This window comes from Tunturibacter gelidoferens (assembly GCF_040358255.1).
In the GTDB taxonomy this organism is placed as follows: domain Bacteria; phylum Acidobacteriota; class Terriglobia; order Terriglobales; family Acidobacteriaceae; genus Edaphobacter; species Edaphobacter gelidiferens.
In genome coordinates, this window is sequence record NZ_CP132938.1 from 87,930 (window position 1) to 100,536 (window position 12,607).

Below are 12,607 nucleotides of genomic sequence, written 5' to 3' on the forward strand. Positions count from 1 at the left end.
ATGGAAAGCGTCAGTGTAGAGCAGCTCCCTGTAAGTACAGGGACTGAATCGAAGGGTAAAACCCCTTTTTATTTTACTTTCTGGTTCCAGGTTCTCGTTGCTGTTGCGTTGGCGATTTGCTTGGGCTACTTCAGTCCTGCTCACGCCATCGCCATGAAGCCGCTTGGGGACGGCTTCATCCGCCTGATCACGATGATCATCACGCCGATCATCTTCTGCACCGTCGTCTCGGGCATAGCCGGCATGCAGGACTTGAGGAAGGTCGGCCGCGTTGGCGGCAAGGCGCTGCTCTACTTCGAGGTCGTCTCGACAATCGCGCTCTTGATAGGGCTTGTAGTGGGCAATGTGGTGCATCCAGGGGGCGACTTCCGCGTCGATCCAGCCTCTCTCGACGCCAAGGCCGTCTCCAGCTATGTGGGCCAGACCAAAGCCATGGGCGTCACCGATTTCCTGATGCATATCATCCCAACCACAGTGGTCGACGCCTTCGCCAAAGGAGACATACTGCAGGTGCTGCTGGTCGCCCTGCTCTTCGGCTTTGCCCTGTCCTCGCTGGGGAAGCGCGCGACCCCCCTGCTGGCGCTGCTCAACACGGTGACGCAGGCGGTCTTCGCCGTCGTCAACATGCTCGTGCGCCTCGCTCCGATCGGCGCCTTTGGTGCGATGGCCTTCACCGTAGGCAAGTACGGCATCGCCTCGCTGGGGCCGCTGCTCAAACTGATCGCGACGTTCTATCTCACCTCCATCTTCTTTGTCGTCGTTGTGCTCGGCGGCATTGCGCTGGTCGCGGGCTTTAACATCTTCAGGTTCCTGATCTATATCAAAGAAGAGATTCTCCTGGTGCTCTCGGTCGTCTCCTCCGAAGCTGCCATGCCTACGCTGATGGAGAAGCTCGAGGCGGTAGGCTGCTCCAAGGCGCTCGTGGGGCTCGTGGTGCCGACCGGTTACATCTTCAACACGGACGGCACCGCGCTCTACATGACCCTCGCCGCTCTATTTGTCGCACAGGCTACTGGAACCCACCTCACGCTCATGCAGCAGCTCACCATCTTTGCCGTTGCCATCCTCACCTCAAAGGGCGCCAGCGGTGTGCAGGGAGCATCCTTCATCGCCCTGGTCGCCACCTTGTCCGTGGTGCCGACGATTCCAGTGGCTGGCATGGCGCTCATCCTCGGCATCGACCGCTTCATGGCGATGTTCCGCGCAGTGGTCAACATGATCGGCAGCGGCGTGGCAACTCTGGTCATCGCGCGCTGGGAAAACGAAGTCGACGCTGCCACGTTGGGCAGCCGCATGTAGTGCAAAATTCGCTTTTTAGGAGGGGCCATGGCTCACGCAGTCATCAAGCTCGAAGAAAACAACTTCTCCATTCCCGAAGGTTATGGCCGACATGCCAAGGGCTACTCGCGAGTCCCGTTCATCGACCATTCGACCTCTGCGGCGGCCGTTCACATGGCACATCAAATCGTCCAACTCGAACCCGGCGGCTATCTCGAGCAGTGCGTGCTCGCCTACGAAAAAAGCTTTTATATGCTGGAAGGTGAGATGGACATGATGATGGATGGCCGGAGCTACCGCATGGGACCCGGTGATTACGCCCTGGTCCTCGTAGGGTCAGCACATGCGATGAGATCAAGCAGCGGCAACGGCGCACGCTGGATGGAGATGATTGCTCCACAGCCTCTGGCCAAGGCCGTAGGGCAGGATACCTTTTTCGTTGGCGACTTCGATTGGCCCGAGAAGATCGAGCGCTTCGATAAAGGGGACGCTCGCACCCGTTTTGTGGGGCACTTTGAAGATGCCCAACTGCCGCCGCCCGGCAACCTGCAGATGGACGGATACACCGGAGACGGTGCGCGCCTGATCAGCCAGAAGATGATGGTCGATCGCAACTTTGGATCGGCCCACATGACAATGTTCGTCGTGGAATTTGCGGAAGGCGGCGGTGGTTCACACCACACACATCCCTTCGAGGAGTCGTACTACTTTGTTTCGGGCATGGCCGATTGTGAATTTGAAGGCAAGAAGTACATCGTAGAGCCCGGAACGTTATGTTGGACCGGAGTCGGTGCGAAGCACGCAATCTACACGCGAGGATCGGAACCACTCCGGTTCATTGAGACGCAGACGCCTCAACCTCCAGCGCGTCAGGCCTTCCGGTTCGATTCTGAGTGGCGCATCATGCGTGAAAGATATCCGGACTGACAGGTGCGGATCGAGTACCAATCTTCTTCCGGTGCACAGCGCCGTTGTCCGTGCAGCCGTGAAGATGATTGGCAATGGAGTGGCAACGTTGGTGATAGCACGATGGGAAAAAGAGGTCGATAAATCAACGCTCCGCATCCATCTGTGACGGATTATTGTTTTCTCGTGAGAGAAGACCACTCGTGAACAAAATCCGCCCGTTTCGCAAAAAAACAACCGTGATCCACAATAAGAAACAGTGATGGGCCGGGTCAGCGAGACCAGACCCATCACTTGAGGAACGTCAAGCCGCTGAGCTCAGGCGATTGGACTCTCCAGTATCTGAGCCAGCGCATGCAGCCGTCTGGCATCCTCTGGGTTCTTTGCGTCCGAGGCGCTCGTTTCGACGGACGCTGCCATTCCATGCAGCTTTGCCAGATCCTTCTTGCCAAGGTGCGACCTCTGCGTCCGCACAATCGCCTTGTTCAAATCAGCAATCCGCGCTGACGACAGCGCCTGCGAACGTCCCAGCTGATCGAGATACGCTCGCGCCACCGTCAACTGAGACGGCCACGAGACCTTCTGCTGGTTCTGTACGTTCAGCTCGCTGACCTTCACGAGGCTGGCAGCATCGATCTCATTCTGCGTCAGAAATTTGCTCGGCACCAGCTTGAACACATCAAGTCCGCGCGCGATCTCCGACCCATAGATGTAGCCGTTGTACCAATATGCAGACCAGTCTCCTCCCAGGATCAGTGTGTTGGCATCGACGGGTCCGCGATCAAAGTAAGCGATCTCGTACGGATGCGCAGCGTCCGTAAAGTCCATCACCGAAATACCGCCCTGATACCAGGCTTGTACTTCGATATCGCGACCGGGAACCGGTATCAGTGAGCCGTTGTGAGCCACGCAGTTTTCCGTCTCCGTCTGTGCAGCCGGCATCTTGTAGTAGCTCGCGAACGACAGCTTGTCGTCCTTAAGATTGAAGATCGCATCCGCTCCCCACTTGTTCGGATCCGTCGGACGGCAACGCGGCTGCAAACCGCCGCCCCACTCATCGGTAAACACGACCTTGGTTCCATCGTTCGAGAAAGACGCCGAGTGCCAATAAGAGTAGTTCGGATCGTTCACCGCGTCCACACGCTTCGGATGCACAGGGTCTTTGATGTCGAGCAGAATGCCATTCCCCGAACAAGCCCCAGCCGCGAGTCCCAAAGCCGAATACACCGTGATGTCATGGCACTGGTTGGTGTCCGCAGGCTTCTCAGCTTTCTGATCGTGGCTTCCACCATTGTTCAGGCCATTCAGAGCGCCCGTGCGCGGATCGATAAAGACTCGCGGACTCGAAACCACCTTAGCCTGCTGCGGCGCGGCAAGCGGCACCTTGATCACGTCGATCCGAAACAGCGAAGTGTTCGGATCCTTGTCCGGCTTCTCCTCCCTCGAGCAACCCGCAAGCTCCTCACTCTGCCTTACAAACGACGTCCCCGAAACATAGATGTAGACGTTGTCCTTATCGTTCGGATCCACCACCAGCGTATGCGTGTGCGATCCGCGGCAGGTCTGCACCGCCGCCACCTGCTTCGGATTCTTGATGTCCGAAATGTCAAAGACCCTCACACCGCGAAAGCGATCCGGGCTCGCCGTCGGGATCCGATGATCCTTTTCATGCCCCGGCTCCGGCGGTGGCAGCGGCGGAAATCCCTGTACTCCGCAGTCCAGCCGTCCATTCGGCATCTCCACCGACATGAATAGCAGATTTCCATACACCGAAACATCGCCCTGCCCTCCCGGACACACCAGCGACGTGATCAGTGACACCTTCGTCGGGTTCGAGATGTCGTAGAAGTTCACCCCGTAGAAGTTGCCTTGGAACAAGTGTGTTCCCTGAAACGCAAAGTCGGAGTTTGCGAAGGCCAGCTGCGCGATCACAAGCTGCATCGGCTTCGGCATCTTCGCCCTGTTGCTCACGCCTATCAGATCTAGACTCTTCTGAACCGCGGGATCGTCTGGATTAGTAGACGACAGTTGAAATGCGTTGGGCTTCTTCACAAACGCAAGATGCTCCATCCCCATCGCAGTCTCGCCCGCGTCATATAGTCCCGGCTTCAGCCCCACGCGCGGATCGTTCGTCATCGACCCCGTCATGCCCGGCGGCAGCGGCACAGCCGGTTGCGGCATAAACGGATTTTCCTCTTCCTCTGGAGCAGCCTGCGCTGCCGGAGCGGCTGGAGCCTGCGCCCACAAAACTCTAAAGCTCGAACACACCAAAGCCGCGCCAAAGGCCACACCGGCCAAACGGAAAGCGAGTGACTGCGTACGGTTCATCTTTTCTCCTTCAACATGTCCTGCATTATTCCGATCTCGGCCCTTTGCGTATTGTCAGCATCCGTCGCGAAGTCGAACAGCTCCGCATCCTGCCCCGCCCCTGGCGTATCGAACAGCTGCTTGACCATCACCAGCGCCCCATTGTGGTGCTGAATCATCCCCGTCAAAAATAGCCGGTCGAACTCCGCGCCCTTGGCCTGCCGCAGCGCCTCCATCTGCTTCGGCGTCAGCATCCCCGGCATCGCCTGCATGGGAGCGCCACTCTTTTCCATATCCGGCATCCCCGGCATAGTCATCGCCACAGGCTCTCCGCGCGCCACTAGCCAGCGCTTCATGAACTTCATCTCATCCGCCTGCGAAAGGCCGATCCGCGCCCCCAAAGAGCGAATCTCCTTATTCTCCGTGTGCGATGGAATCAGCGCCGTCATCTCCACCGCCTGCCCGTGATGCATGATCATGCCCTGCATAAACTCCACATCAGCCTGCGACCGCTGTGGCGCCTGCGCCGTTGTAGAAGACGACAGCTGTCTGCTTGGAGTTCCCGGAGCGCCCGGCTGCACCACCACCGGCGACGAACTTGGCTGGGTCTGTTGACCATAAACCGCGGTGGCCGACACGCTCAAGAGCAACACAGTCAATAGCCATCGACAGGGTGCTGCAGTCGTCGTCGCCCTGGTCCGCGGGTTGCGGCTCCAACCAATAGAATCGAGTCTCAATCTTCCCATCGCACCGGGCAACTTTCGTTCTCCCACGGTATCATGGCGGCTGCGAGTCGCAAGTGGGAAAGCCATGCGCCAGAGCGCTGAGAGGGAAACTGCGTACTCGGCTCCGGAGGAATCGAGTACGCGCACCTAAGATCGCCGTCACCAGCGAATCCCCCGCGACTTCCATCAAAAGAGGAGTGTCACACCCATGAAGGTTCTCTCGATCCAAACGCGATTCTTCTGTAATCTCGCCCTCATCGCAGCCTCTCTGCTGGCACCGTCTCTCCAGGCACAGCAGCCTCCGTCGCACCCGGAAGAGCAGCATCTGCGCAGCCGTCTATTCCTCTACGACCTGCACACCGGCACCTCGCATCTGGTCTACACGGCCGATTCCATATGGGAGGCACCAAACTGGTCTCCCGACGGGAAGTACCTCATCGCTAACTCCGGCGGGGCCATCTACAAGCTCGTGCTCAAGCAGGACGGCACCGCCGAGCCGGCAAAGCTCGCGATCCCCGCCGACTATCAGTGCAATAACGACAAGGCCATCTCGCCCGACGGCACAAAGATTGCCTTCTCAGCCACCGTCCCACCGAACAAAGGATCGCAGGTCTTCCTCGCCGACGCCGATGGCAACAACGCAAAGCTGATGACGCCCGACTCTCCCAGCTACTTTCACGGCTGGTCGCCCGACAGCGGCACGCTCGCCTTTGTCGCCCAGCGCAACGGCAGCGGCCAATTCGACATCTACGGCATGCCCGCCGCCGGTGGACCCGAGAAACAATTCACCTCCAACCCCCACCACGACGACGGTCCCGACTACTCTCCAGACGGCAAGTGGATCTACATCAACTCCGACCGCTCCGGCAAAGAGGCCGTCTGGCGCTTCCCTGCCGACGGCGCGGGCAACAACGACGAAAAGGCCGAGATGGTAGTCAACGATGCACTGGAAGACTGGTTCCCCCACATCTCGCCCGACGGCAAAAAGTTGGTATACATCGGCTACCCCGCCGGCACGCCCAACCACAACCCCCGCAACGCCTCCATCGAACTAAAGCTGGTAGCAATCGACCACGACAAAGTAGCGGCCACTCAAAAGAAACTCATCCAGGCTACCGGCGGCCAGGGAACGATGAACGTAAACTCCTGGGCACCCGACTCAATGCGCTTCGCCTACGTCACCTATGAGGTTTTGAAATAACACAGAGGATCGCACTGGGGGTGAATAGATCGGCTCCTCGGAATGTATCGGTAACTCTGGGTCCCGAATTGACGGGGATGCGGAAGCGAGCAGAATCGGAAAACACAGCGAAAGAAGTGAGAGGCGGTGAAACGACTGTCTCAGTGGGGCCCCTATTCTTCACACAGGAGATCTCAATGGCCGTGGCCCACATCTCGCTTCTCCCACTCACTTTAACTGCGGCACTTTTGGTTGTCGCACCTGCTGTTCAAAGTCAGACCCAACCGAATATCCGCCCAAAGATTCAAAAGACTCAGACTCCACAAGGGGTCGAGGTCCAGCTCTCCTCCGCGCAAACCGCCCTCGTATTCGAGCCCAATCGTGGTCAGGCATCTTCGAACTACCAGTGGATAGGCCGCGGTGCCGGATTCAGGCTCGGAATAACTTCCGATGGCGCCACACTCGAGTTTGGTGAGCAAACTGCCGTAAAGTCTTCGAAACCGCTCTTTCCCAATGCGTCTCAACTCAGCAAGGTCCAGACGAAGCAACAGAGCGCACAAAGCACTCTGGTGAAACTGCATCTCACGGGCAGCGACGGCTGGAAGCCGATGGGGACGAAGCCAACTGGCGGCGTCAGTAACTACTTCATCGGAAAGATGCCGGCGGGTTGGCACACTGATATCCCTCACTACGAACAGGTCAAAGTCCCGAGTGTTTATAAAGGCGTCGATCTCATCTTCCACGGCGACGAGAGCGAACTAGAATACGATTTTGTTCTGGCCCCCGGCGCCGATCCGAGGCAGATTCAACTCCAGTTCGAAGGAGCAGCAAGCCTGGAGGTGGACAAGGCTAATGGCGACCTGATGCTCGCTACGCCGAACAAGATTCAGCTTCGTCATGCCCAGCCCAAAATCTATCAGGAGGTGGATGGGAAAAAGGTACCCGTCAAGGGGGGATTTCGGATTTTGAAGGGAGATACCGCCGGATTCACAGTCGAAAAATATGATCCGAAGAAACCACTTGTGATCGACCCGACGATCTCGTTTGTCACGTTCCTCGGTGGGTCCGATACCGATACCGCGAGTGCAGTGGCCGTCGATGGCCTAGGTGACACCTACGTTACTGGACAGACTTATTCCGGTAACTTCAACGTCGTCGGAGGCATCATCCAGGGCAGCAGGTCCGGCGACTCAGACGCATTTGTAACGAAACTGGGCACACACGGCAACATCCTCTTTTCGACCTATCTGGGCGGTGGCGACAACGACGCAGGCAACGGAATCGCAGTCGATGCCAGTGGTGTTTACATCGGCGGCCAAACCCACTCGGATGACTTTCCTCTCAGTCAGCCCTTGCAATTTGCAAAAAAAGGCGACGCTACCGTTTTTGTTACCAAGCTATCGCCGTCAGGCAACCGCCTCGTGTACTCGACCTACCTCGGCGGCTCGAACGGCGAGAACGGTGGAGCGATTGCCATTGATGCCTCTCAATCAGCCTACGTGGCTGGATTCACAACATCGTCGGATTTTCCAGTTGTGAACGGCTATGAATACTATCCCGGAGGCGCCGTCAGCGGATTTGTCGCGAAGCTCTCGCCCAACGGCGCCTCGCTCATGTACTCCACTTACCTGGGCGGATCGGACGTCGATTCCATATCCGCCATCGCAGTCGACAACTCGCTTTCGGCCTACGTGACTGGCGAATCGGTTTCGCATGATTTTCCCTATGCCGGTTACCAGTCAACGATGTTTGGAGGGTCGCCTTCGGCATTTCTTACCAAGCTGAGCCCCGCGGGCGACTCGCTCATATACTCAACATCCCTCAGCCTGGAGACAACCATCGGCACTGGAGTGTCCGTAGACCCTGCCGGAAACGCCTACGTAGCGGGAACCTTCTGCTCGCCGTGTCAGGAGTCGGCTGCAGACTTTGCGTTCGTCGCGAAGGCCTCGCCCCAGGGAAAGCTGACCTACCTCAGATATCTTTCGGGGTCGGATGGCAGCTCTGATGGACAGGCGATTGCAACGGATGCAGACGGAGACACCTGGGTCGCGGGCAACACATCCTCAACCACGTTCCCCGGTGCTCCCCCAATTACGCCGAACCCCACTGCAGGCTTTCTGGTGAAACTCGATAAAGACGGAAATGGCCCACTCTATACGGTCTTCCTCGGGGCGCAAATCAGTGGCGTGGCTGTCGTGAAGCCTGCGGAACGGTTGGGCGGGATCATTACCTATCCGACCATTTACACGGCAGGCACCCGGTTCACCGGCGGGAAGAGCGCTTCGAATGAAGACGCCTTCGTAGTCAGGTTGGATGAGACTCCCGTGATTGAGAACGCTCCTTAGCCGCCTGGACTTCTAGCGAAAGAAGCCCAAATCAGAAAAACTCAAAATAAACCCGAAATCCGTGGCGCATTTTTCGAGCCCGGAAAACTGGCTGCTTAGACACCACGTTTACCACGCAAAACACCACAAACTCACCACCAAAACACCACGTTTTTGCACCCATTTTTGCCAAAACCCCCAGCAAAAACAAAGAAACACCGCGCCAAAAAAAATGCTGCAACATACTTCCTTTTTCGGATGCGTCTCGCCCTCTTTCGTCAAAATGACGTCCGCGGCGAAGACCTCATCCCGGCCGTTGAACTTGAACGTCCTAACCTGTGTGACAACAATTGACTTGCAGAAAGCTATGGTTTAGCTTCATGGCGACGTCGCCAGAAGTATTCTTGTACGTCCGAAACGGAACGTCGTAGTTGCTCCCGGTACTCCAACTCTAAGCCAACCGCTCCGATGGTGACCAAACAGGAAGCGGGTTGCGAGTTCTGAACCGGGCCTAGTACGACGTCATGGTTACGATGAATTTCTAGATTGATCTCCTTCCCTTCTCTAGTGTGTCGATTGAGGAGTCACATGCTAAGGACAACTCTCACATCCGCGTCAATCTCGCTGTTTGCCGCTCTGTGCGCAGGTGCGGCAGCCAGCTCAGCACAAACCGCAAACTACGCTGGGGTCGTCACTACGCTGGAGACCGGCTTGAATGTTGTACAAGGAGTCGCGGTCGACGCGAGCGGAAACGTCTACATCGCCGCTGATTACCAGAGCTCAATAGAGGAGCTCGTAGCGGTGAATGGCAGCATACCGGCCAATCCAAAGATCGTGAAACTAGGCAGCGGCCTGAGCGACGCAAGAGGCGTAGCGGTGGACAAAAGCGGAAACGTCTTCGTCGCTGATTTAGGGGACCACACCGTAAAGGAGATCGTGGCGGTCAATGGCACCATCCCATTGGATCCAACTATCAGGACGCTCGGCAGTGGATTTTCCGCACCTCATGGCATCGCTATGGACGGCAGCGGGAACGTCTATGTCATCGATTCCAGCCAAAATACCGTGACGGAGATCCTTGCCGTCAATGGCACGATCCCAACGAGTCCGACGATGGTGGCAATCGGTAGCGGCTTCAAGGGCGCCTATGGTGTCGCCGTCGACGCGAGCGCGAATGTCTACATCGCTGACACGGGTAACAGTGCGGTGAAAGAAGTTGAAGTGAACACCACCTTAGCATCACTGGGCGGCGGCTTCAGTCATCCGCAAAGTGTGGCGGTCGACGCCAGCGGAAACGTCTTTGTCGCGGACACCAACAACCGCGCCGTGAAAGAGATCGCTGCGAATGATTCATCTCAGGTCCTGACGATCGGAAGCGGGTTCTCCTCGCCCAAGGGGGTCGCGGTAGACAAATTCGGAAACATCTATGTTGCCGACTCGGGCACAGAGACCATCCAGGAGATTAGCCTAAAGCCCGGTATCTTCGGCTCCATCGCCCTTGGGACGACCGCTACGGCGACCCTGACATTCAACTTCAGCAGCCCCGGCTCCATTATGGCGCCTGGTGTTTTCACTCAGGGTGCTACAGGGCTCGACTTTACTGATGCAGGAACTGGAACCTGTACCATCCTTGGGACCAGCCACACCTATAACGCTGGAGACTCGTGCACGGTCGTCGTCACCTTCAAGCCAACCTACTCGGGCACACGATATGGCGCGGTCACACTCTCCAATAACTCCGGGACGGTAATTGCTACAGCCAATATCACAGGAATAGGAGACGGACCACAGGTAACCTGGAGACCCGGGACCAAGACTACGGTGGGCAACATAAACGCTCACAAAGCCCGTATCCCACCAGCGTAGCGTTGGATGGAAACGGGAATGTGTACTTTGTCGATAGCGACACCACACTCTATGAAATCCTAGCGGATCATGGCCAGATATCGAATAATCCGGCGATGCGTACACTCGATTTCTTCGGCAGTGTTACGAGCCTCGCAATAGATGGAAGTGGTAACCTTTATGTCGCTGCAATAGGCATCATCGCCAAGATTGTTGCGGTCAATGGAAGCATTCCCGCTAACCCGAACGTGGTCTTCCTGACTAACGGCCCGAACGACGCGGCAGTCGCGGTGGACGGAGCTGGAAACATCTACTTTATGAGTGGGGGAGCCGTGCAGGAGATTGTGGCGGTCAACGGAACCATTCCGCCTGTCCCGGCGATTCCAACACCTGTGACACTAGCGACCGGATTTTCTGGTATGGGTCTGGCAGTAGATGGAAACGGCAACGTCTACGTCGCGGACCCGCCGGATCATCAGGTGAAAGAAATTGTGGCGGTGAACGGCCAGATCCCTCCAAATCCAATCATCCTTTCGCTGGGCGGCTTCAAAGCGCCGTTTGACGTAAAGGTAGACGGTGTAGGTAACGCCTATGTCGCGGATGAAAGTGCAGATGCGGTTTATGAGATGGTAGCTGCCAACGGGAGCGTTCCCGCCGATGCAAACATCCTTACTCTCGCCGACTCAAGCAGCGGCATTATTACGCCGTGGGGAGTTGCCGTGGATTGGAGCGGAAACGTATATGTTGCTGACTTTGCTATTTTTCACCCCCCATCTATAGGTCAGTTATACAAACTGGATTTCGCCGATGCTCCGAGATTTAACTTTCTCCCGACCACTCCTGGCCAGACGAGCAGTGACAGCCCACAGACCGCGACCATCGTCAACGATGGCAATGAGAACCTGATCTTCTCGCTACCTCTACAGGGAACCAATCCCAGTATCTCGAATCAGTTTGCGTTGGACAGTGGTTCAACCTGCCCGGAGCTGACCACTTCCAGTGCAGTGCCGGCAGCACTCGCCCCTGGGACCTCCTGTACCGAACTCGTTAGCTTTGTACCGGTCAGGACGGGTTCGATACCTGGTTCGCTCACCTTCATGGATAACGCAATTCCCTCCACCCAGACCGTGATACTCAACGGCAACGTAGAGCCTACCCTGCCGGCCCCTGTTATCACCCCGGCACCGGGGACTTACAACAGCGCGCTGACATTGACCATGACGGATACCGCACCCATCTATTACACAACCGATGGAACCGGACCCACGGTCAACTCGACTGTCTACACTGCTCCGATAACAGTCTCGAAGACGGAGACTGTGAAGGCGATAGCGATCGAGCCAGGATTCAAATCTTCTCCAGTGACCACTTACACCTACCATCTAGTGCCGGCAATTCCAGTGTTCAACCCTGTACCAGGAACCTATGGACCATCCCCGTTTACCGTCACTCTCACTGATACGACTCCAGGCGTCACCTTTTACTACACCACCGACGGCACCTTACCAACAACGGCATCGACGCTCTATACGGGGTCCATCACTGTGACGTCAACTCAGTTTCTACGCGCGATCGCCACTGAAACCGGATATAGCAATAGCGCAGTGGGCTCCGCAAAATATACCTACACGTCACCGACACCGGTAATCAGTCCAAATGGACAAGACTTCAAGGGCACGATCACGGTGACGATCACTGATGCGTCACCACTGGCGAAGATTTATTACACCTACGCAGGAAACAATCCTGAAGTCACTTCGATTCCCTACACCGGCCCGATTACTGTGTCGCGCAGCGAAATAATCAAGGCAATCGCAAGCGTCCCGGATGAGGCTAAAAGCGCGATAGCGGCGCAGATTTATACCCTAACGAAGTAGGAGCTAGCATCTCTCCGCTTGGTGGAAGGTCATACGGGCGATGTCAACACGGGCGGAGAGGAGATATTAGGTTTTGCTGATCCTCTGAGTTTTAACTTCGCGCAGACTCCTGATCGGGAATGTGCCGGCGACTCAGCCTCCACCACGGCTATTCAGCCTGCTCGG

At 56.8% G+C, this 12,607-nt stretch carries 9 protein-coding genes; 6 read left to right on the forward strand and 3 right to left on the reverse strand.

Translation table 11 applies throughout. The features are described 5' to 3' along the window. A complete protein-coding gene (gene dctA / locus RBB81_RS00855) occupies positions 1–1,299 on the forward strand; it encodes a C4-dicarboxylate transporter DctA (protein ID WP_353072369.1) in 1,299 nt (432 codons plus the stop codon). A 27-nt stretch (positions 1,300–1,326) separates the two neighbouring features. Beyond that, a complete protein-coding gene (locus RBB81_RS00860) occupies positions 1,327–2,205 on the forward strand; it encodes a cupin domain-containing protein (RefSeq protein ID WP_353072370.1) in 879 nt (292 codons plus the stop codon). Between the two features lie 297 nt (positions 2,206–2,502). Here the strand turns inward: RBB81_RS00860 and RBB81_RS00865 are convergent, their stop codons facing one another. Then, positions 2,503–4,512 (reverse strand): LVIVD repeat-containing protein, encoded by a 2,010-nt coding sequence (locus RBB81_RS00865; protein ID WP_353072371.1) that lies wholly within the window; start codon positions 4,510–4,512, stop codon positions 2,503–2,505. Then, positions 4,509–5,144, reverse strand: a complete 636-nt coding sequence (locus RBB81_RS00870) for a DUF305 domain-containing protein (protein ID WP_348641667.1) — start codon at positions 5,142–5,144, stop codon at positions 4,509–4,511. Before RBB81_RS00870 ends, RBB81_RS00865 begins: the two co-directional genes overlap by 4 nt. 280 nt (positions 5,145–5,424) lie before the next feature. Here RBB81_RS00870 and RBB81_RS00875 point away from each other — a divergent pair, with 280 nt between their 5' ends. Both RBB81_RS00875 and RBB81_RS00880 read left to right on the forward strand, forming a co-directional pair. After that, positions 5,425–6,417 (forward strand): TolB family protein, encoded by a 993-nt coding sequence (locus RBB81_RS00875; protein WP_353072372.1) that lies wholly within the window; start codon positions 5,425–5,427, stop codon positions 6,415–6,417. A 176-nt stretch (positions 6,418–6,593) separates the two neighbouring features. Beyond that, positions 6,594–8,741 (forward strand): SBBP repeat-containing protein, encoded by a 2,148-nt coding sequence (locus RBB81_RS00880; RefSeq protein WP_353072373.1) that lies wholly within the window; start codon positions 6,594–6,596, stop codon positions 8,739–8,741. 31 nt (positions 8,742–8,772) lie between these two features. Here RBB81_RS00880 and RBB81_RS00885 read toward each other — a convergent pair whose 3' ends face one another. Next, a complete protein-coding gene (locus RBB81_RS00885) occupies positions 8,773–8,964 on the reverse strand; it encodes a hypothetical protein (protein ID WP_353072374.1) in 192 nt (63 codons plus the stop codon). A 344-nt stretch (positions 8,965–9,308) separates the two neighbouring features. Here RBB81_RS00885 and RBB81_RS00890 point away from each other — a divergent pair, with 344 nt between their 5' ends. Then, positions 9,309–10,586, forward strand: a complete 1,278-nt coding sequence (locus RBB81_RS00890) for an NHL repeat-containing protein (protein WP_353072375.1) — start codon at positions 9,309–9,311, stop codon at positions 10,584–10,586. Positions 10,587–10,606: 20 nt separating this feature from the next. After that, complete coding sequence (locus RBB81_RS00895; RefSeq protein ID WP_353072376.1) at positions 10,607–12,442, forward strand: chitobiase/beta-hexosaminidase C-terminal domain-containing protein; 1,836 nt, start codon at positions 10,607–10,609, stop codon at positions 12,440–12,442. The last annotated feature ends 165 nt before the right edge of the window (positions 12,443–12,607 follow it).